The sequence below is a fragment of the Arthrobacter sp. B1805 genome, assembly GCF_002929745.1.
In the GTDB taxonomy this organism is placed as follows: Bacteria; Actinomycetota; Actinomycetes; order Actinomycetales; family Micrococcaceae; genus Arthrobacter_D.
This window is the reverse complement of the sequence record NZ_PJIQ01000013.1, coordinates 14,168-33,956: the sequence shown is the minus strand read 5'-3', so window position 1 is coordinate 33,956 and position 19,789 is coordinate 14,168. Positions and strand designations below refer to the sequence as shown.

Here is a 19,789-nt window from a genome sequence, read left to right as displayed (position 1 = left end):
ACGGGACAGCCGAGAAGGTCGGCCGCGGTGCCCTATCGTCCGTCCAGCCGCCCGACCAGCTGTTCCACGCCGGGGCCGGACAGCCGCGCGAGCCCCACCGGACGGCCGGCCGCGACGAGGAGCAGGTCCTCCACGCTCCCTTCCACCCGGGGCCCCTCACCCGATGACCACTCCGCATCGGTCGCGACCAGCTCGAGTCCCAGAAGCCGCTCGGGAGCGCCCAGCATCCGGTTCCCCACGACGTAGGTCAGCACAGGAACGGCGACGTCGAGGCGCACGCGGTAGGCGCGGCCGAGCGCCTGAGCGATGTCCTGTCCGTGCACGAGCAGGTCGGTCAACGGGTCCATGGGAGCGCTGCCCGGGATGCGCCGGGAGGACTCCGCGCTCTCGCGCAACTGTTGGACGAGCTCGGCGGCGGTGAACCTCGCTGCACGGTCGCGCGCGGTATCCGCGATCATCCGGTGGAAACTGCCGCGAGCCTTGATGGCCGCCACGACGAGGAATCCCACCGACGCCCTGGTCGGGATCGTCAGGTGGGCGACCACCTCCCGCACGGTCCAAGCAGAACACAGGGACGGTGCGGTCCACTCGGCGTCGTCGAGTGTCTCCAGGAAGCCGCACAGGTGCTGCCGTTCGGCTCTCACCGCCACCGCTATCTCATCTGCTTCCATAGTCGGGGCTCCTTGGGTGGCCGTACGGTGACAGGAGCAGTGTTCCATCCGGCGTGTGGGAGCACCAGAGCACTGCACGGGAGTCATCGGGAGGATGCAGCAGACATGGAATTCGTGGAGGAGGTGGCGAGGCTCTACGCCCTGCCGCTGGACCAGTTCACCGCTGCTCGGAACACCGCTGCGAAGGAGGCTACGCAGCACGGCGACAAGACGCTCGCCGGTATGCTGCGCAAGCTGCCGAAGCCGGCGTCGGCGGCCTGGCTCGTCAACGTGCTCGTCAATCGCCGCCGGGATGAGGTGGAGCAGGTGCTGGAGCTCGGCGCGTCGCTCAAGGCGGCTCAGGCGAGCCTGGACCGCGCCCAGCTGAACGCGCTCGGCCAGCAACGCCAGCGTCTCCTCGCCGCCGTCGCGCGGCAATCCCTCGATGCCGCCGCCGAGGTGGGGCACGACGTCGGGGCCGCCGCCCTCCCCGGTGTCGAGCAGACCCTGCGAGCCGCCCTCGCCGATCCCGCCGCCGCAGCAGCGGTGCTCACGGGTCGCCTTGTGCGGACGCTGGAGGCTACCGGATGGGATCCGGTAGACCTCGAGGGGGCGGTGGCGGGACCCTTCGCCCCGCCCTCCACGCCGGCCGACGGCGACGACGAGGGCCGGGATCCGCACGCGGACACAGGCACACCGGACGGCACCACGGGCGGATCACGAAAGGCGCAGCAGCTGACGCTTGCACGTCGGCGCCGACAGGCCCAGGCCCGGCTCGACGCAGCCCGTGAAGCATCAGCCGAGGCGGAGGCAGCGGCATCCGGCATCCGCCGTCGGCTCGAGCGGATCTCCGTTCGCCGTGACGGACTGACGGCAACCATCGAGGACCTGAACGAACGGTTGGAGATCCTGCAGCGTGAACTCGCCGACGTCGACGGCCAGGCGGCAGGGCTCGATGAACAGGCGGACGAGGCCGGTCGCTCCCTCGCGGAGGCGAGGGACGAGGAAGAAGCAGCAGAGGCTCTCCTCCAGGAACTGGAGTGACCATTCGGCCTCGAAGCCGCACTGGCGTCGCGGCAAACCATCAACACCGCCGTCGGGATCATCATGTTCCAGAAGAAGTGCTCGCAGGATGAAGCGTCGGCCATCCTGCAGCGTGCCTCCAGCAGCAGGAACATGAAGCTGCGGCTGGCCGCCGAGCGCGTCGTCCAGTCCGCCAGCGAGCGGTCCTAGGCGCCGGCCACCGGGCGGTAGGGCGGGTACGCGAAGTCGATCGCGAGCCACGACATCGACGGTCCTGCGCGCAGCCCACCGGCTCGATGCAGGGTCCGTCGTCGAATCCGGGTCGGACACCAGCGAATCGGCCGGCGGGTCATGCAGCTACCGGCGATCGTGACCCGCCGACGGATTTGCCCCCGGCACCCCGCAGTGACTATCTTGAACGACGTCTAGAAGTGGGCGCCGTGCATCGCCGGCCTGCCCGGCGTCAGGACTTCTCGAGGCCTATTGTGGAATCCGAGCCCAACCTCAACGAACTCGCCGTCATCTTCGGCCGTGTTCGGGGGCATCTCCTCACCGAAGAAACAGTGCAGCACGCCGTGGACCTTCTGGCCGAAGCTGCCCGCGATCTGATCCCCGGCGCCACCGGCGCTGGTGTTTCCCTCATCCACCATGGTCGGAGGACCAGCACCGGCGCAACGGACAACCTGGTCAAGCGGGCCGACGAGCTGCAGTACGAACTGTCCGAGGGACCCTGCCTCAGCGCCTGGTCCACCGGGCAACCCGCGCGGTCGGACGACACGACCGCTCCCGGGCAGGCCTGGGCACAATGGGCCTCGGCCGCGGCAGCGATGTCGGTCCGGTCCTGCCAGAGCGTCCCGCTCATCCAGGGACGCACGACGTTCGGGGCGATGAAGGTCTACTCGACCGAGGCGGGAGCCTTCGACGACACGACGGAGCGAGCCCTCACCCGCTTCGCCGTTCCGGCGGCCACCCTGCTGAGTCACGTCCAGACGAGGGAGACGCCCCAGCAGATAGGCTCCGAACTCTCGACGGCCCTGCAGATGCGGGACCGTGTCGGTATGGCCAAAGGCATAATCATGGCGCAGCTCGGCGTGGATGACCGGACGGCCTTCCGCGAACTGGTGGCGCGAGCCGAGCGCGACCGGCGTTCGGTGGCCGAGATCGCGGCGGAGCTGACGAGTGGCCCTGCTTCCCGTGGGGCTGATTCCCGGTAGCGGGGTACTGCGGCTGCACCCCGTCGACCAAGACCGACCGCGACCGCGACCGACAGCCTCCCCGCCCGCGGTGCGGGGAGGCCTGGGATCCAGGGCCGTCCGTCGGTCCTCCGCCACGCCTCGGACGGGTCAGTAGCCGCAGTCGGTCCGGTAGTCCGAGATGGCCGTGCTGACCGTCGGCGCGGGGCAGAGGAACTGCGAGTACCGCAGGTCGTCGTCCACGAACCGCTTCAGCCAGGAGATGCTGGAGGACGCGATCGTGGTGTTGCTGGTGTCCGGGGCGTAGTGCTAGGCGCCCCGCAACTCGAGGTACGCCTTCTGCGGCAGGCTGGTCAGCCCGTTGTAGAAGGGGATGGAGTGGCGGCTGACGGGGGCGGCGTCGTCGTTCTGCGCACCGATGATCAGGCTGGGCGTCGTGATCTCGGGCCAGCTCTTGTCGAGGTTGTAGGGCGTCATGCCGATCGTGGCCCGGAGCGCGGGGTTGTCCTTCGCCGCCTCCAGGGTGCCGCCTCCGCCCATCGAATGTCCCATCACTGCGAGCCGCGAGGGATCGATACCGTCGCGGACGGCGCTGGACCGGGTCAGGTAGGTGAGTGCGGCGTTGAGCTGGTCACCGCGCTCCGCGGGCTGATCGTAGCGGGACAGCGTGTCGATGGTGATGACCACGAATCCCCGGGACGCCAGGCGAGGCCCGAGCCAGGAGATGCTCGACTGCGCGGCCGTATAGCCCGGGGAGATCGCCACGGCGCCGAAGGTACCCGACGTCGTCGATGTCGGGTAGTAGATGGTCCCGCCGCCGAAGGAGCCGGCGGCGAAGCGAGATATCGTCGTCGTCGCGGTCGCGAAGCTGCCGCGTGGCGCCTCGATGCTCGCGATCTCAAGGAAGAGCTCCTCCGGGAGGTTGACAGGCGTCGCGACAGGATGGTGGGGCAGGTCACGGGTGGTCGTGGGAGTACTCGCGCCCTCGGCGACGCAGCGCCGGGGAGCCCGATTCGCGCACCACGCTAGGTTCCTGGCCCCCGCTGCGACAACAAATTCCGTGCACTCTGGCCTTTCCTCCACCCTCGTGAGACGGTGACAGGTTGGCTCGTGACAGGTTGGCTCGGTGAGCCCATCCGTCAGCGCAGCCCTGCCGCCGGCCCGACGAGATGGACGATGTTCCCCAGAAGCGCAGCGTTAAAGTCGACGCCGAGCTGGTTCGGGATGGTCACGAGCAGGGTGTCGGCAGCCTGGACGGCGGCGTCGGCAGCGAGCTGTTCCGCGATGACGTCCGGCGCCCCGATGTAGCTGCGACCGAAACGGGACCGCGCGCCGTCGAGGATGCCCACCTGGTCCGTCGATTCCTGCTGCGCGCGGAGACCGAAGTAGTACTCGTCCGTCTCGCTGACGATGGGCAGGATGCTGCGGCTGACCGAGACTCTCGGCGTCCAGCCGTGTCCTGCGTCCGCCCACGCCTTCCGGAAGATCTCGATCTGCTCGGCCTGCAACTCGTCGAACGGCACACCGGTGTCTTCCGTCAGGAGCGTCGAACTCATCAGGTTCAACCCCTGCTCGCCCGCCCATTGCGCTGTCGCACGGGTGCCGGATCCCCACCAGATGCGCTCGGACAGTCCGGGCGAGAGCGGATCGATCGGCAGCTTGCCTGTGCTGCCGGTCATGCGCGGATTGGCATCGGCGACGCCGTGCCCTGCAATCGCCCGTCGGAACAGGGCGGCCTTGTCCCGCGCGAGGTCGGCGTCCGTGGTGCCTTCCTCCGGGACATAGCCGAACGAACGCGAGCCGTTGATCGCGGTCTCGGGCGATCCCCTGCTGATCCCGAGCTGCAGGCGGCGGTTGCTGATGAGGTCGGTGACGGCCGCTTCCTCGGCCATGTAGAGCGGGTTCTCGTAGCGCATGTCGATCACGCCGGTTCCCAATTCGATGGTCTTCGTCCGGGCGGCCATGGCGGCCAGCAGCGGAAACGGCGCCGAGTACTGCGGCGCGAAGTGGTGCACGCGCATGTAGGCGCCGTCGACGCCGAGCTCTTCCGCTGCGACGGCGAGTTCGACGGCCTGGACCAGTGCCTCGCGTGCGGTGGGCACGCGCGAGCCCCGCACGTCCTGGTAGTGCCCGAATGACAGGAAACCGATACTCTTCATGCCCGGTGAAGCGCTGGCGGAGCGCACCGCATTCCCGAGGTCCCGGCGTCGTCCCCCGGTCAGTCCGGCGCGTCCGGCCTGAGGGTCGCCGGCGCCAGCCCACGTACCAGCACGACGGCGGTCAGCGCACCCGCTGCCATGATCGACGCGAGGACGACGATCTGGAAGCGACCCGCCTCCAGGGGTGAGATGCCGCCGAAGATGGCACCGACGAAGGCGCCCGGCAGCGTGACCAGACCGGTGGTCTTCGTCTGGTCGGTCGAGGGGATCAGGGCCGAATAGACGGCAGCGCGTGCGAGGTCGAGCGTGGCCTGCCGGGGGGTGGCACCGAGCGCCAGCCAGCCTTCCACCTCGTCCCATCGCTCCGACGTCGATTCGCGCAGGCGGCGCCCGGCCAGGGTCGCGATGGACATGGTGTTGCCGATGACGATTCCACCGAGCGCCAGCAGATACCGGGGCTGGGCCTCGATCGCGCCCGTGGCGAAGACGATCACGAGTGTCACGACGACGCCCAGCGCCATGCCCAGTGCCATGAGGGCGAAGTGCTCACGGCTGAACCCGATGCGCCGGGTCGCCGTCACCGCGGCGACGGCGAACATCACCAGGAGCGCACAGGCCACCCACATCGGACTCGTGATGACCCCGCCCAGGACGAGGCTGATGAGTCCGAGCTGCACTGCCCCACGGATGACGGCGAGCGCCGGGGCGAACCGGTGGGGCGACCTCGACCAGGTGAGGACCCCGACGGTGATCACCATGAGCAGGACGACGGCGCCCGCAGTCGGTGCGAGCGCGGCGAGCGTTCCTCCGACGGACGTCACGAGGCTGGTCCGACGGTCACCCGGGCCACCTGCCGGGCTCCCGGAAAGCGATTGGGCATGTCACACGCCATCACGGGACGCGACCAGCTCAGCGGGCTGCACCGGGGCGCCGCCCGCGGAGGACCGCGTTCAGCGTTGCGGCGACGCCCAGCAGCAACCCCGCGCCGAGTGCGGAACCGGCAGCGACGAGCACCGCGCCGAGGACCCAGAGCCCCGAGGAATCAGCAGCCGCCGCCGTGATGATCCAGGCCAATGTGAAAAAGGCCGGGAGCACGAGGACCGCCGCTGCGAAGCGCAGGAGCCGGTATGCCAGCGCCGCCACCACGACACCGCAGAGAAGAGCTCCGGCTCCCTGCCACACCTCGTAGGGTCCGGTCGTCCGGCCGGTGGCGGCGTCGTACTGGTACTCGGTATCCCACCCGAACCAGCCGAACCAGAGACCGGCCGCCAGGACTGCCACGACGGCGACGGCCCCCCACTGCTGGCCGGGCGGTCGGTTCGGATTCCGGGTAAGGCGCATTGTCCCACTGTAGGGCGCGGCCGGGCTGCGGGAAGCCGGCGTCCCGGCCCGGCACGAGGATCAGCGGCGGGTGTTCATCTCGAGCTCGACCTCGTCGGCCAGTCGACGGAGGCGCTCCTGTTCCCGTCCGTGGAGCTCGCGCGGAATCGTATCGAGGATGCACATGCTCCCCACGAACCAGCCGCCCGGTCCGCGCAGGGGTACCCCGGCGTAGAAGCGCACGAAGGGCTCACCGACCACGAGGGGATTGTCGCGGAACCGTTCGTCCGCCCGGAGATCGGGTACCACGAGCAGGTCCTCGCCCTCGATGGTGACGTTGCAGAACGCGTCGTCCCTCCGGATGTTGCGGGGGAAGGCCCCGACGAAGGACTTGAGGTACTGCCGATCCGCGTCGAGGAGGGAGATGATCGCCGTACTCACCTTGAACTGGGCGCAGGCCTTACGCGTGAGCCGGTCGAACCGCTCGTCGTCGCCCGAATCGAGGAGACCGGACCGCTCGAGCGATCGAAGCCGCTGCCGCTCGAACTCGCGGGCTGCAGGCAGGGTCTTCGGGAGAACCGGTCGGGCTGGTTCCCCGGAGGAGGAGAGAAGGGTCAAGAAGGAGTTCCGCTCGGTTCGGTGTGGTCGTGATTCCGTGCTCAAGGCAACCGGATACCTCAATACTCCACCCTCAACCTCAATCCAAGCGTCACTAGGGATTCGCTGGACGCAAGGTTTGGAGAACTTTTGCCGTGGGGACGGTCAGGAGGGCGCCGGGAGGGAGCTCGTCGGACAGGACATGAGGTACGACGACGACGGCGGACCACCCCTCCCGGAGCTGTCCGCCGTCGCAGGCCTTCCCGCGCTGCATCAGGGCAGCTTGACCGCCAGGACATTGCAGCGCGCCGAGAGCAGGATCGTCTGGGCCGTCGAGCCCATGATCAGCTTGCCCACCGGCGTGCGGTGCCGCAGGCCGATCACGATCAACTCCGCATCCAGTTCCTCCGCCGTGTCCACGACCTCCTCCGCCGCAGTGGCTTCGGAGATGCTGTGCCGCACGGAGTACGGCACGCCGGTGGCATCGAGCATGACCTCCAGCTTCGTGACGTCCTCCGAGTCGGCGTAGGCCGGATTGACGAGCCGGTCCGCGCGCGTGGTGTTGATGACCACGAGGGCCGCGTTCCGCCGTCGTGCCTCCGCGACCGCCTCCACGACGGCCGCATCCCCCAGGGCGTTGGGCACGTAGCCCACCACGATGGTGCTCATCGGTCGTTGTCCTCTCGGTGGGGGGTCGTGCTGGTGGACGTGCTGGTGGATGTGCCGGTCGCCGCCGGTGCGACGACCGCTTCAGGCCCGGCCGCCGACCCGCGGACGACGTCGGGGGCGTCGGCGTTCGCGGCCACCATGGCCTCGAACTGGCGCTGGCGGCGCTTGAGCAGGAAGGACAGCGCGAAGATCACGATGAGGACGACGTAGATCGTCGCGGCGACGGGCGACTGCACGAGGGCGACGGGATCGCCCTGCGAGATCGCCAGTGACCTGCGGAGCTGGCTCTCGAAGATCGGGCCCAGGATCAGGCCCACCACCATCGGCGCGATCGGGTAGCCGAAGCGCCGCATGAAGAACCCGAGGATGCCGACGATCAACAGGATGATCACGTCGATCGGGGTGAAGTTCACCGAGAAGGCGCCCAGCACGGCGAACACCAGGATGCCCGCGTAGAGATACGGCCGCGGGATCTGCAGGATCTTGACCCAGATGCCCACGAGCGGCAGGTTCAGGACGAGCAGCATCAGGTTACCCACGTAGAGGCTCGCGATGAGCGCCCAGACGAGCGCACTGTTCGACTCGAAGAGCTGGGGCCCCACCGGGATCTGGTAACGCTGGAAGGCCACGAGCATCATGGCCGCGGTGGCCGTCGTCGGGATGCCGAGCGTCAGGAGTGGCACGAGCACACCGGCGGCAGCCGCGTTGTTCGCAGCCTCCGGACCGGCGACGCCCTCGATCGCTCCCTTGCCGAACTGCTTCTTGTTCTCGCCCTTGGCGAGCTTGCGCTCCGAGGCGTAGGAGAGGAATGTTGCGACGTCGGCGCCGCCGGCAGGAATGGTGCCGACCGGGAAACCGATCAGCGTGCCGCGGAGCCAGGGCTTCCAGGACCGGCGGAGATCGTCCCTGCGGAGCCAGCTGGTCCAGCCGCCCGTCACCGGGATGACCTTGATGGGCCCGTGCCGGAGGCGCGACGCCACATAGAGGGCCTCGCCGACGGCGAAGAGTGCGACCGCCACGAGGACGACGTCGATCCCGTCCGCGAGGAACGGGCTGCCGAAGGTGTAGCGCTGCTGGGCAGTGAGCGAATCGAAGCCGACGAGTGCGATGAACAGGCCGAGGCCGAGGGACGCGAGGCCGCGCAGCACGGACGAGCCGAGCAGAGCACCGACCGTCAGGAAGGCCACGACCATCAGCGCCACGTACTCGACCGGCCCGATCTGCACCGCGAAGGCCGCCACGAACGGGGCCACGAAACTCAGCAGGACCGTGGCGATGGTGCCTGCCACGAAAGAGCCGACAGCCGCCGTCGCGAGCGCCGCCGCTCCCCTGCCGGCCTTGGCCATCTTGTTGCCCTCGAGCGCCGTGACGATCGAGGAGGATTCTCCGGGTGTGTTCAGCAGGATCGACGTTGTCGACCCGCCGTACATGCCGCCGTAGTAGATACCCGCGAAGACGATGATCGCCGCCGTCGGTTCGAGGCTGTAGGTGATCGGCATGAGCAGGGCGACCGTCATGGCCGGACCGATGCCGGGCAGCACGCCGACTGCGGTGCCGACGAGCACGCCGCCGAGTGCGAAGAGGAGATAGATGGGCTGCATCGCCGTGGCGAAGCCCTCCATCAGCATGAAGAAGTTATCCACCGAAGACACCGATCCCTTCGAGGAAACCAGGGGGCAGGGAGACGCCGAGCAGCCCGCCGAAGACGAACTGCAGCACGAGGGCGAGGACGATGGCCGTCACGAGGTTGCGCCACCAGGGGCGGGCCCCGAGGGACCATGCTGCTCCGAAGAAGAGGATCGCTGCCGCGACGGGCCAGCCGAGCGGGACGATCAGGAACGCGTGCAGCAACACGAACCCGGCGAGCTTCCCGACGGTCAGCCAGTCGGTCTTCGCGTCGGGGTCGACGTCCTCCCCCTCGTCCGCCGCACCCCGGTGGCCGCGCAGCACCTGGAACACCAGGCCCGCTCCGACGACGACGAGCAGTGCCGAGACGGCGAAGGGGAAGGCACGCGGGCCGATGTCACTGGCGGACGGCGGCGTCTGGATACCGGCGCCCGCCACGAAACCGACGACGCCGATGCTGACGATGATGAGCGCGAAGACCAGCTCACCGATCGGCTTGCCGGGAGCGGCGGACGTGCCGCTCCCGGGGGCGTTCTGGACGGAGGTACTCATGGCCTAGAGCAGTCCGATGTCGGTGAGGGTGGTCTTGACGCTGGCGATGTCCTCGTCGAGGAAGGTCTGGAACTCCTCGCCCGCCAGGAAGGCATCCGACCAGTTGTTCTTCTCGAGGGTGGCCTTCCAGGTGTCGGTCTCGTGCAGGTCGGTGACGAGCTGGGTCAGCTTCTCCGCCTGCGCCTCGTCGATGGACCCGGGCGCGACGACGCCGCGCCAGTTGGTGAGCACCAGGTCGATGCCTTCCTCGGTGAGGGTCGGGGTGTCGGGCAGCTGGGGCGCGGCCTCCTCGCCCGAGACCGCGAGGGCGCGCAGCTTTCCGGCCTCGACCTGCTCCGCGTACTCGCCGACACCGGAGATGCCCGCGTTGACCTTGTTGCCGAGCAGTGCCGCGAGGGACTCGCCGCCGCCCGAGTACGGGATGTAGTTCAGGTTGTCGGGCGAGATGCCGGCTTCCTTGAGCACGCTGCCCGCGAGGATGTGGTCGGCGCCGCCGGCCGAGCCGCCCGTGATCGAGACGCCCTGGCCCTTGGCCTCGATGTCATCGAGGAGGTCCTGCACCGTCTGGTAGGGCGAGTCCGCGGGGACGACGATCACGAGGGGCTCCTCGGTGAGGCGGGCGATCGGCGTCGTGTCCTCGATGCGGTTGGCTGCGTTGTTCGTCTCGACCGCACCGACCATGACATAGCCCATCACCATCAGGGTGTCGGGATCGGTCTCCGTGGCGAGTTGTGCGAGGCCGTTGGTGCCACCGGCACCACCGACGTTGACCACGGAGGCGTTGCCCACCAGCTCGTTCTCCTTGAGGTCCGTCTCCATGGCGCGGCCCGTCTGGTCCCAGCCGCCACCGGGATCAGCCGGTACCACGATGTTGAGCTTCTCGATGGTGCCTTCGGCGTCCGAGGCGGTGGTGCTCTGCGTCATCGAGCTGCAGGCCGAGAGGGCGAGCGCGGAGACGAGTGCGAGGGTAGTGAGGGTCGAACGGCGCGCCGTTGTGCGATCGATCGTCATGATGTTCTCTTCCTTGAGATGTGATGCGGGTCACCACTGCTGACTTCAGGGTAGGAACGCCGGAGAACGGCGGTAAAGCATGCGGTCGTAGTGCTCGTATTGGTCTTTGTGGTCACGGGGGCGCCGGTGGACGGCCGATTGTGACGCGTCGGCGCGTGTCACACTAAGAGGATGGTCAGGACGATGTCGCTTCGATCGCAGTTGTTCCTCCTGCAGCTCGCCATCGTGCTCGTCATCGTCGCCGTCGCCGGTTCCACCGCCGTCGCGATGCAGCGATTGCAGATCCGCGAGCAGTACGAGGACCGCATGGTCGGCGTGGCCCAATCGGTCGCGCAGCTGCCCTCCGTGATCGAGGCCTTCGACGAGGAGGACCCGAGCGCCACGATCCAGCCCATTGCGGACCTCATCCGGCAGTCGACCGGCGTGACCTACGTCGTCGTCACCGACGAGCAGGGCATCCGGTACTCCCACCCGAATACCGAGCTCATCGGCGAGGTCGTCTCCACCGATCCGTCGGTACCCCTCTCAGGAGAAACCTTCGTCGGCACCCAGACCGGCACCCTCGGTGAGTCCTGGCGCGTGAAGGTGCCGATCTACGGCGGTGACGGCGGCATCATCGGTACCGCGTCGGTCGGCACCCTGGAATCCGAGCTCGACGCCGACCTCTACGAGGATCTCCCCCGGCTGCTGGCCTGGCTGATCGTCGCGGCGCTCGTCGGTTCGGCGGGAGCCATCTGGATCTCGCGCCTCGTGTGGCGCCGCATCTACCGCCTCGAGCCCGAGCAGATAGCCTCCCTCCTCGAAACGCGCGACGCCATGATCCACGGCATCAGCGAGGGCATGGTCGCCGTCGATGAGCACCACCGGATCGCACTGCTCAACGATGAGGCCAAGCGGCTGCTGGACCTCGACGACGACGCCACAGGCCGGCCGGCCGATTGCGTCATGGAACCCGCACTCGCCCGACTCCTCACCGATCCCGCGGACACCGACGAGACGGTCCTGTCCGGCGAGCGCGTGCTGCTTGCCCGCACCTCCGACGCGCAGGTCGACGGAAAGCGCGTGGGACGCGTCATGATCCTCCGCGACCGCACCGAGCTGTACCAGTTGCTCACCGACCTCGACGGCGAGCGCGATGCGACGCAGGCTCTGCGGGCCCAGGCGCACGAATTCGCCAACCGCATGCACACCATCTCGGGACTGCTCGAACTGGGACGGACCGAGCAGGCCGTCGACTTCATCTCCCGTTCGGGGCACGGCGGATCGCTGGTGTCCGGGACGATCGCCCCCGGCATCCAGGACCCCGACGCCGCGAGCCTGCTCATGACCAAGAGCACCATCGCCGCTGAAAAGGGCATCACCCTGTCCATCGACGAGTCCTCGACGCTCCACCCCGACGGCACCACCGACGTCGTCACGATCCTCGGCATCCTGATCGACAACGCGATGGAAGCCGTGACGGGCAGTGGGCGGACCGACGGCCTCATCGCCGTGCACCTCGTCTCGGACGACGACGCCCTGCGGATCGAGGTCTCGGACAACGGCCCCGGCGTGGCCCCCGGGGACGTCGACGGCATCTTCTCCTCCGGCTACTCGACGAAGGACGGCGGCCACACCGGGACGCGCGGCTTCGGCCTAGCGCTCGTGGACCGGATAGCGCGACGGCGCTCCGGTCACGTCGTCGTCGACGACGCCGACCTCGGCGGTGCCGAGTTCACGGTGTGGCTCGCTCCCTCGCTCGTCGAGGCTCCCCGGCCTCCGTTGCAGGTGCCATGACCCGCGCTGTCCCGCTGATCCCCACGCTCGTGGTCGACGACGACCACCAGGTCGCCGGGATCCACACCGGCTTCCTGCTCGCCCACGGAGCCTTCGACGTCGTCGGCGCCGCCCACACGGGAGCCCGCGCGCTCGAACTCGTCGACGAGCTGCACCCCCGGCTGGTGCTGCTGGATATCCACCTGCCGGACATGACCGGTATCGAGGTCCTGCGCGCGCTACGGAACCGGCCGGGTGAGCCCCTCGACGTCATCGCCATCACGGCCGCCCGCGAACTCGACACCGTGCGGGCCGCCGTCGCGGGCGGCGTCCTGCACTACCTCGTGAAGCCGTTCAACGCCGCCGTACTGAACCAGCGGCTGGATCACTACGTGGCATACCGGCGTGACGTGGATACCCACGCGGCCGACGGCGCGGCGTCGCTCGACCAGGGGAGGATCGACCAGCTCCTGCGCACGACGGCGGGGACAGACAGCGGCAGTACGCCGTCCGGCTCCCCTCCGGCTCCGACCGTCGCCACACCCAAGGGCCTCTCGGCTCCGACGCTCGACGCCGTCATGCTGGACCTGCGCAGCCACGGACGCGGCACCTCCGCCTCGGATGTCGCCGATCGGCTCGGGATGGCGCGCGTCAGTGCCCGCCGCTACCTGGAGTTCCTGGTGTCGCGCGGCCAGGCCCGGATCGTGCCGCAATACGGGTCGGCAGGGCGCCCCGAGAAGTTCTACGTCTGGACCGATGGTTCGCGGGGTACATGAGGAATAACTACGACTCGAGGAGGTTGTTCTGGTCATGACAGAGAACACGACGCCGCAGAACGGCGCACAGCGCAGCACCATCGGTTTCATCGGCAGCGGCAACATCGGCTCGCAGCTCGCGCGCCTCGCTGTCGCCCGCGGCTACCGGGTCATCATGAGCAACTCCCGTGGCCCGGAGACACTGCAGGGACTCGTCGGAGAGCTCGGTGATGCGGCGCGTGCCGGCACCGTGGAGGACGCCGCGAGGGAGGGCGACGTCGTCGTCGTCACCATCCCGCTGAAGGACATCGGCTCCGTGCCCGTGGAGCCCCTCGCCGGCAAGCTGGTCATCGACACGTGCAACTACTACCCGCAGCGCGACGGCCAGATCGCCGAGCTGGACGACGAGAGCACGACGACGAGCGAGCTGGTACAGCGCCACCTTCCCGGCGCGTCCGTGGTCAAGGTCTTCAACAACATCCTCGCCGCGCAGCTCACCACGGACGGCTCACCGGCCGGGACCCCGCATCGCCGGGCCCTGCCGATCGCGGGCGACGACTCCGACGCGAAGCAGGCCGTGGTGGAACTCCTCGACGAGTTCGGCTTCGACGCCGTGGACGCCGGCCCGCTCGCGGAGGGGTGGCGCTTCCAGCGCGACACTCCCGGCTACGGCACGGTGCACGACGCCGACGGCATGCGCGAGGCACTGGCGCAGGCGAAGCGCTACGCCGAGATGGGCTGAGCCGGGCGGAAACGCGTCTCCAGGAGCACCGGCTCATGAAGCCGGTGCTCCTGGGCGGCGGCCACCGGGTAGACGCGCGTGCAGTTCACGAGCGTGCTGGACCGGCAGCCCGCATTTACCAGAGAGCCGGGCTGAAAGCTCAGAATCTGCGCAAGATCGACACCACTTCGGCCCTCACCAGCGCCCGGTCCTCTCCCTCCGGTAACTTTGGTCCATGCTTAGGCGCCCGGAAGGACACCTCAACGCACCCGTCGGGCCATCCAGGCGCTCAAGGGTCACGAAGCAGTGCCAAGGGCACACGAGCAGAAGATGGAGCGTGCTGGAGCATGGTGACGACGCCCCCGGATGATCCGTCCGTGAACAGCGCCCGCACTCCGGAGACCGAAGCGTCCTCGAGCGGCAGGACCCTGCTGATCCGGGCGATCGTGCTCGTGACGGCGGTCCTCGGGCTGAACTACATCGTGTGGCGATGGCTGTATTCCATCAACTGGGACGCGTGGTGGATCGCCATCCCCCTGGTGCTCGCTGAGACCTACTCGCTGATCGACTCCCTGTTGTTCGGCTTCACGGTGTGGAAACTCAAGAAGCGGAAGGCTCCGGAAGCTCCTGCCGGTCTCACCGTGGATGTCTTCATCACCACGTACAACGAGCCGCTGGACCTCGTCCTGACCACGGCGCGGGCTGCGAAGAACATCCGCTACCCGCATAAGACCTGGATCCTCGACGACGGCAACCGCGCCGAGGTACGAGCCGCTGCAGAAGCCGAAGGCATCGGCTGGATCACGCGGTCCGCGGACTGGAAGGACATGCCGCGGCACGCCAAGGCCGGCAACCTGAACAACGCGCTGATGTCCACGGACGGCGAGTTCCTGGTCATCCTCGACGCCGATCAGATCCCCGATCCCCTCCTCCTCGACAAGACCCTCGGGTACTTCACCAACGAGAAGATGGCGCTGGTGCAGACCCCCCAGGTCTTCATCAACGTGCCGGAATCGGACCCGCTGGGCAGCCAGGCGCCGCTGTTCTACGGTCCGATCCAGCAGGGCAAGGACGGCTGGAATGCCGCGTTCTTCTGCGGCTCGAACGCCATCATCCGCCGCGAGGCCCTCATGCAGCTCGGCGTCACGCGCTACGTCACGGAGATCGAACTCGCCCTGCACAAGGCGCTCAAGACCTCGGACAAGGTCATCGCGAAGGCCAAGAAGACCCTGGGTCCGGGCAACGAACGCGTCAGTGACGCGCTGGACCTCGTCGCCAAGGACCTGCGCAGGGTGCGGCGCAGGCTGCGGAAGGGCGACGGCATTTCCGAGGTCACCTACGAGTTCCAGCAGCGCGTCGCCACCGTCACCCGCAGCCTGGTCGCTGCGGATATCGCCGCTTTCCACGAGGACCTCGCATCGTTGGCGGATCTCGACATCGAGGGGCTCGACGCCGGCCTGCAGGATGCGTCCGCGAGCACGCCCGGCCTCGCCGTCGTCGACGACAGTGCGCTGGACCAGCTCGCTCAGCGTTCCTGGTCCCCGCTTGCCGCCATCGACGCCGTCCGTGTGCTGATCGAGTCGGTCAACGCCGACCGCAGCGGCGAAGCCCAGGCCGTCATGCCGATGGCCACCATCTCCGTCACCGAAGACATGGCTACCTGCATGCGGCTGCACGCGCTCGGCTGGGAGACGGCCTACCACCACGAGAAGCTCGCGGACGGCCTGGCACCGGAGGACCTCAACTCCATGCTGACCCAGCGCCTTCGCTGGGCCCAGGGCACCATCCAGGTGATGTTCCGCGAGAACCCGTGGGCGCAGAAGGGCCTGACAGTCGCCCAGAAGCTCATGTACTGGGCCACGATGTGGAGCTACCTCTCCGGGTTCGCGGCCGTCGTCTATATCGCGGCGCCGATCATCTACCTGATCTTCGGGATCCTCCCGGTCAATTCGATCAGCACCGAGTTCTTCGTCCGCCTGATCCCGTTCCTGCTGGTCAACCAACTGCTCTTCGCAGTGGTCGGCAAGGGAGTGAAGACCTGGCGCGGGCAGCAGTACTCACTCGCCCTGTTCCCCGTCTGGATCCGTTCGATCACCTCGGCTTTCGGGAACGTGTACCTGGGGCGGAGCCTCGATTTCGCGGTAACCCCCAAGACCCTGCAACAGGACAAGCAGTTGCGGTGGGATCTCGTGAAGCCGCAACTCTGGGCGATGGGCCTGCTGGTCGCGGCCGCGATCATCGGCATCATCCGCATGGCCGTCGGGCAGGCGGACCTCCTGGGGACGTCCGTCAACATCGTGTGGGTCGTCTTCGACCTGGTGATCTTCAGCGTCATCGTCGAAGCCGTGCGCTACCGCGGCTATGAGCACTACCAGTCGGACATCGCCGTGGCGAAGAAACGACAGGAAACCCGGGGGTGAATGCCTCAACCCGGAGGAGGGCCCGGCAGTGGCCGGCGATCCTGCTCCTGATGGTGACAGTTCTCGGGCTCCTGACCGGAGGTGTGGCCGCCCATGCCTTCCCGGTTCCGGCCACCACGACGGACGGCCGCGAGGCGTCCGCCGAGAATCCGACGTCGCTCGCCGAGGGACGATACTTCGGACCGGAGCTCAACTGGTCCGCTGACAACGCGCGTGCCTACGCGGACCGCGGGGGCATCACGCCGTCGTTCTACAGCAGGCCCGTCGCCTATCCCCTCGAAGAGGAGGCCGAGCGCGACCTCTTCGACCTGGCCCGGCAGGGCGCCCCGCTGGGCGCTCTCGCCGCAGTGACCCTCGAGCCGACGAAACCGCTCGAGGAACTCACCGACGCCGACGCCCAGCGCCTTGCCGAAACGCTCGGACGCATCAGCGACGAGTTCCGCACCGCCTTCTTCGTGCGGTTCGCCCCGGAGATGAACGGCACGTGGCTGCGCTGGGGGCAGCAGCCGGAGCGCTACGTCACCGCCTTCAGGACCGTCGCCGCCACCATCCACTCGAGTGTCCCGACGGCAGCCATGGTGTGGGCGCCGTCGTACGCGGCTGGCTACCCGTTCACCGAGGCCTACGGCGCGATGGAGGGGCACGAGGCCGGAGCGGTCCCCTCGCTCGACACCAATGGGAACGGCCTGATCGACGCCGGAGACGATCCATACAGCCCCTACTACCCGGGGGACGACGCCGTCGACTGGGTGGGCCTGTCGCTCTATCACTTCGGCAGCTACACCCAGGGGCCCACCGCGACCCCGGACGGTGCCAGGCAGTACTCGGGAGACATCGCCACCTCGGTCCTTCCCGAGCCGGACAAATTCACGGACCAGCTGGCCGGCACGTACGGAGTTGCAGAGGAGGCTCCGCGCATCGATTTCGCGAAGGAGTACGCCGCGGGCAAGAACAAGCGGCTCCTCGTGCAGACCGCGGCATTGTTCGATCCTGAGGACCCCGACACCGCGCCCGAGGCGGACATCAAGCGTGCCTGGCTGGACCAGGTGTTCGATCCCGCGATCGCCGAGAAATACCCGGAGATCGGCATGGTGTCCTGGCTCGAGCTCTCCCGGCAGGAGCCCGAGGCGGACGGACACGTCGTGGACTGGGGCCTGAGCGCGGACGATGCCACCAGGGCCGCCCTGCAGGAGGTCCTCGACAATGCCCCGGGCGTCATCCTCGGACCCGTCACCTCGGTCGTCGCGCAGGAGGATGCCAACGAATCGACGAACCAGGTCTGGCAGCCCGGGACACCGGTCAGCGCGGTCATGGGCTGGCTCGTCGCGTGTGTGGTCGGCCTCTTCGCCCTCGTCCTGCTGGCGGGAGCAGCGAAGCGTCTCGTTCCCCGGTGGCGCTACCCCGACGAGCACGCATCACGTGACGCGCGGATAGACCTGCTGCGGGGTTGGATCATCACCTCCGTCGTGGTGACCCATATCGAGGTGGCCGGACCGTGGTCCTTCATCTCCCGGAGCCTCATCGGAACCATCACGGGCGCAGAGCTGTTCGTCCTGCTGTCCGGGGTGGTGCTTGGCATGGTGCACCCCATCGCGGTGCAGCGCCGGGGTGCGGTGGAGGCAGCGAAGGCCACCACGCGCAGGGCCGTGAAGCTCTACCTGACAGCCCTTGCCGTGGTGATCATCGTCTACCTGCTGTCCCTGGTGCCGTTCATCGACGGCACTGTGTTGACCACGTTCACCGATCGCGGGATCGGTGCGGCCGGGAATGAGGCAGCGGGGCGGGTGTATGACCTGTACCCGAATGTCCAGCGGCTGTTGGACTACCCACCGCCCGCCTACGCGGTCCGGGATCTGCTGCTCCTGAACATGGGGCCGTGGGCGTTCAACATCATGGGCCTCTACGTGGTGCTGACTCTCACGGTGCCGTTGCTCGTGCTGATGCTCAGGAAGAAGCTGTGGTGGCTGCTCCTGCTCATCAGCTGGGCGCTCTACCTGATCGACGCGCTGTTCTCCCTGCGGGTGCTGAACTCCCAGTTCCAGGACGTCTTCCCCCTGTTGACCTGGCAGGTGATCTTCGTCCACGGGGTCGTCCTCGGCTTCCACCGCCGCGCCATCATCGATGCGCTCAGTACGAGCCGCGGGAAGATCCTGGTCGGGGTCCTCACGGGCTCCTACGCGCTCGTGCTGGGCGCGCTCTGGCTGAACTACACGGCGGGTCTGGGGCTCCCGTTCGTTCCGGCCGGCTTCTACGAGACCCTGTACGAGTCCTCGTACGTGCGGGTGTTCCTGCAGCCGGGCCGTCTCCTCAACCTGGCGTTCTTCATCCTCGCCGCACACGTGATCCTGACGTCGTTCTGGCGGCCCATCTACAAGCTGACGGGGTGGCTGTACATTCCGCTGGGGCGCGCGAGCCTGTATGTCTTCATCGTCCATGTGTTCTTCGTGCTCGCGGTGGGAAACCTACCGGGCCTCGACCGCACGAGCGCGATGCAGGGACTCGTGATCCATGCTGCCGTGACCCTGATCATCTGGGTCATGGTGAAGAAGAAATTCCTCTTCAAGGTGTTACCGAACTAACTGGTGCCCCGCCAGATTCGCCGCCAGAAGGACACCCGTTCGGGCGGGGGCGGCTCAGCAGCCTCGGCGGCCCGACGTGCGGCATCCCGGCGCTCGTGCCAGCGCTTCACCTCGGCGTCCACGTCGCGCAGTTTCGTGATGACGGGCGGTCCGCCGAGAAGCTGCCGCCGTGCGTCGATGACCTGGTAGTTGAAGTCCTCGAGGACCTCCCGGACCTGCTGCTCGGTGTACTGGCGGTCGAGCCGTTCATCGAGTTCGGCGTCCTCCCTACGCAGGAGGATGGCGCGCGGACCGAGTCCGGTGATGTTCTCGCGCTGGATCAGTCCCTTGACCCACCAGTCCGGGTCGTGGCTCTCCCCCAGCCCAGGGATGGGCTTGCCCGCGAGGGCCAGGTTATCGAAGTCCCCGCGGGCTATCGCCCGGTCCACGATGAGGCGGGCCCGCTTCGTCTCGTCCTCACCCTCGCGAAGGGGCGCCATCTCGCCGGGCGCGGCGTCTCCGTCGTCGTTCTGGCGTTCCAGCTCCGCCATGGCGTCACCTGCGCCGCCCCTGGCCGCGCGGTACTGGGCCGCCTTACGCAGCCTCTCCTCATGCTCCTGGGATCCGCTGATGCCGCCGCCCTCCGCCTTCCTCGTGCCCGTTCCACCAGTATTCCGATGCCGCCGAGGGGCGTGCAACCGATTCTCCTGCCGACGAACTTGCTGGCGGCCCGAGGACTGCGGGCTCGTGCACGCGCTTCGAGGGCCACGGCTGGTTTCG

Annotated in this window: 21 protein-coding genes; 9 read left to right on the top strand and 12 right to left on the bottom strand. The window is 68.2% G+C overall.

Annotated features, from left to right (window positions below; translation table 11 throughout):
• Positions 1–32: 32 nt before the first annotated feature.
• Positions 33–671 (bottom strand): maleylpyruvate isomerase family mycothiol-dependent enzyme, encoded by a 639-nt coding sequence (locus CXQ96_RS13845; RefSeq protein WP_104118604.1) that lies wholly within the window; start codon positions 669–671, stop codon positions 33–35.
• Between the two features lie 105 nt (positions 672–776).
• Between CXQ96_RS13845 and CXQ96_RS13840 the strand changes: the two genes are divergently transcribed.
• From CXQ96_RS13840 to CXQ96_RS18950, 4 genes are all read left to right on the top strand, one after another.
• On the top strand, positions 777–1,694 hold the full coding sequence (locus CXQ96_RS13840; protein ID WP_104118603.1) for a hypothetical protein: 918 nt from the start codon (positions 777–779) through the stop codon (positions 1,692–1,694).
• Positions 1,695–1,715: 21 nt separating this feature from the next.
• Positions 1,716–1,883 (top strand): ANTAR domain-containing protein, encoded by a 168-nt coding sequence (locus tag CXQ96_RS13835; RefSeq protein ID WP_104118602.1) that lies wholly within the window; start codon positions 1,716–1,718, stop codon positions 1,881–1,883.
• 275 nt (positions 1,884–2,158) lie between these two features.
• Positions 2,159–2,887 (top strand): GAF and ANTAR domain-containing protein, encoded by a 729-nt coding sequence (locus tag CXQ96_RS13830; RefSeq protein ID WP_181036475.1) that lies wholly within the window; start codon positions 2,159–2,161, stop codon positions 2,885–2,887.
• 160 nt (positions 2,888–3,047) lie between these two features.
• Positions 3,048–3,173 (top strand): hypothetical protein, encoded by a 126-nt coding sequence (locus tag CXQ96_RS18950; protein ID WP_258059130.1) that lies wholly within the window; start codon positions 3,048–3,050, stop codon positions 3,171–3,173.
• Positions 3,174–3,175: 2 nt separating this feature from the next.
• Here the strand turns inward: CXQ96_RS18950 and CXQ96_RS13825 are convergent, their stop codons facing one another.
• From CXQ96_RS13825 to CXQ96_RS13785, 10 genes are all read right to left on the bottom strand, one after another.
• Entirely contained in the window at positions 3,176–3,949 is a 774-nt protein-coding gene (locus CXQ96_RS13825; RefSeq protein WP_258059129.1) for a dienelactone hydrolase family protein, read from the bottom strand.
• Positions 3,950–4,005: 56 nt separating this feature from the next.
• Positions 4,006–5,025: an LLM class flavin-dependent oxidoreductase gene (locus CXQ96_RS13820; RefSeq protein ID WP_104118600.1), complete on the bottom strand. Its 1,020-nt coding sequence runs from the start codon at positions 5,023–5,025 to the stop codon at positions 4,006–4,008.
• A 59-nt stretch (positions 5,026–5,084) separates the two neighbouring features.
• Positions 5,085–5,846, bottom strand: coding sequence for an ABC transporter permease (locus CXQ96_RS13815; protein ID WP_258059128.1), 762 nt, complete (start codon positions 5,844–5,846; stop codon positions 5,085–5,087).
• Positions 5,847–5,934: 88 nt separating this feature from the next.
• Positions 5,935–6,366 (bottom strand): hypothetical protein, encoded by a 432-nt coding sequence (locus CXQ96_RS13810; RefSeq protein ID WP_104118599.1) that lies wholly within the window; start codon positions 6,364–6,366, stop codon positions 5,935–5,937.
• 60 nt (positions 6,367–6,426) lie between these two features.
• The gene (locus CXQ96_RS13805; RefSeq protein ID WP_181036474.1) at positions 6,427–6,963 is read right to left on the bottom strand and encodes a GAF domain-containing protein; all 537 of its coding nucleotides are present in this window, start codon (positions 6,961–6,963) and stop codon (positions 6,427–6,429) included.
• A 94-nt stretch (positions 6,964–7,057) separates the two neighbouring features.
• Positions 7,058–7,216, bottom strand: a complete 159-nt coding sequence (locus tag CXQ96_RS18670) for a hypothetical protein (RefSeq protein WP_219816151.1) — start codon at positions 7,214–7,216, stop codon at positions 7,058–7,060.
• Positions 7,216–7,611, bottom strand: a complete 396-nt coding sequence (locus tag CXQ96_RS13800; protein WP_104118597.1) for a universal stress protein — start codon at positions 7,609–7,611, stop codon at positions 7,216–7,218. Before CXQ96_RS13800 ends, CXQ96_RS18670 begins: the two co-directional genes overlap by 1 nt.
• Positions 7,608–9,254 (bottom strand): tripartite tricarboxylate transporter permease, encoded by a 1,647-nt coding sequence (locus tag CXQ96_RS13795; RefSeq protein WP_104118596.1) that lies wholly within the window; start codon positions 9,252–9,254, stop codon positions 7,608–7,610. The genes CXQ96_RS13800 and CXQ96_RS13795 overlap by 4 nt, the downstream gene beginning before the upstream one ends.
• The gene (locus CXQ96_RS13790; RefSeq protein WP_104118595.1) at positions 9,247–9,789 is read right to left on the bottom strand and encodes a tripartite tricarboxylate transporter TctB family protein; all 543 of its coding nucleotides are present in this window, start codon (positions 9,787–9,789) and stop codon (positions 9,247–9,249) included. Before CXQ96_RS13790 ends, CXQ96_RS13795 begins: the two co-directional genes overlap by 8 nt.
• Positions 9,790–9,792: 3 nt before the next feature.
• Complete coding sequence (locus CXQ96_RS13785; RefSeq protein ID WP_104118594.1) at positions 9,793–10,800, bottom strand: tripartite tricarboxylate transporter substrate binding protein; 1,008 nt, start codon at positions 10,798–10,800, stop codon at positions 9,793–9,795.
• Between the two features lie 183 nt (positions 10,801–10,983).
• On the opposite strand from CXQ96_RS13785, the gene CXQ96_RS13780 reads away from it, so the two are divergent.
• From CXQ96_RS13780 to opgC, 5 genes are all read left to right on the top strand, one after another.
• Complete coding sequence (locus CXQ96_RS13780; protein ID WP_258059127.1) at positions 10,984–12,576, top strand: sensor histidine kinase; 1,593 nt, start codon at positions 10,984–10,986, stop codon at positions 12,574–12,576.
• Positions 12,573–13,331, top strand: coding sequence for a response regulator (locus CXQ96_RS13775; RefSeq protein ID WP_219816150.1), 759 nt, complete (start codon positions 12,573–12,575; stop codon positions 13,329–13,331). The genes CXQ96_RS13780 and CXQ96_RS13775 overlap by 4 nt, the downstream gene beginning before the upstream one ends.
• Before the next feature lie 34 nt (positions 13,332–13,365).
• The gene (locus CXQ96_RS13770; RefSeq protein WP_104118592.1) at positions 13,366–14,052 is read left to right on the top strand and encodes an NADPH-dependent F420 reductase; all 687 of its coding nucleotides are present in this window, start codon (positions 13,366–13,368) and stop codon (positions 14,050–14,052) included.
• Between the two features lie 326 nt (positions 14,053–14,378).
• Entirely contained in the window at positions 14,379–16,451 is a 2,073-nt protein-coding gene (locus CXQ96_RS13765) for a glycosyltransferase (RefSeq protein ID WP_104118591.1), read from the top strand.
• Complete coding sequence (opgC, locus tag CXQ96_RS13760) at positions 16,448–19,030, top strand: OpgC domain-containing protein (protein WP_104118590.1); 2,583 nt, start codon at positions 16,448–16,450, stop codon at positions 19,028–19,030. The genes CXQ96_RS13765 and opgC overlap by 4 nt, the downstream gene beginning before the upstream one ends.
• On the opposite strand, the gene CXQ96_RS13755 is transcribed toward opgC, so the two are convergent.
• A complete protein-coding gene (locus tag CXQ96_RS13755; RefSeq protein ID WP_258059126.1) occupies positions 19,027–19,707 on the bottom strand; it encodes a DUF1992 domain-containing protein in 681 nt (226 codons plus the stop codon). The two genes, opgC and CXQ96_RS13755, sit on opposite strands and share 4 nt — an antisense overlap.
• Positions 19,708–19,789 lie beyond the last annotated feature (82 nt).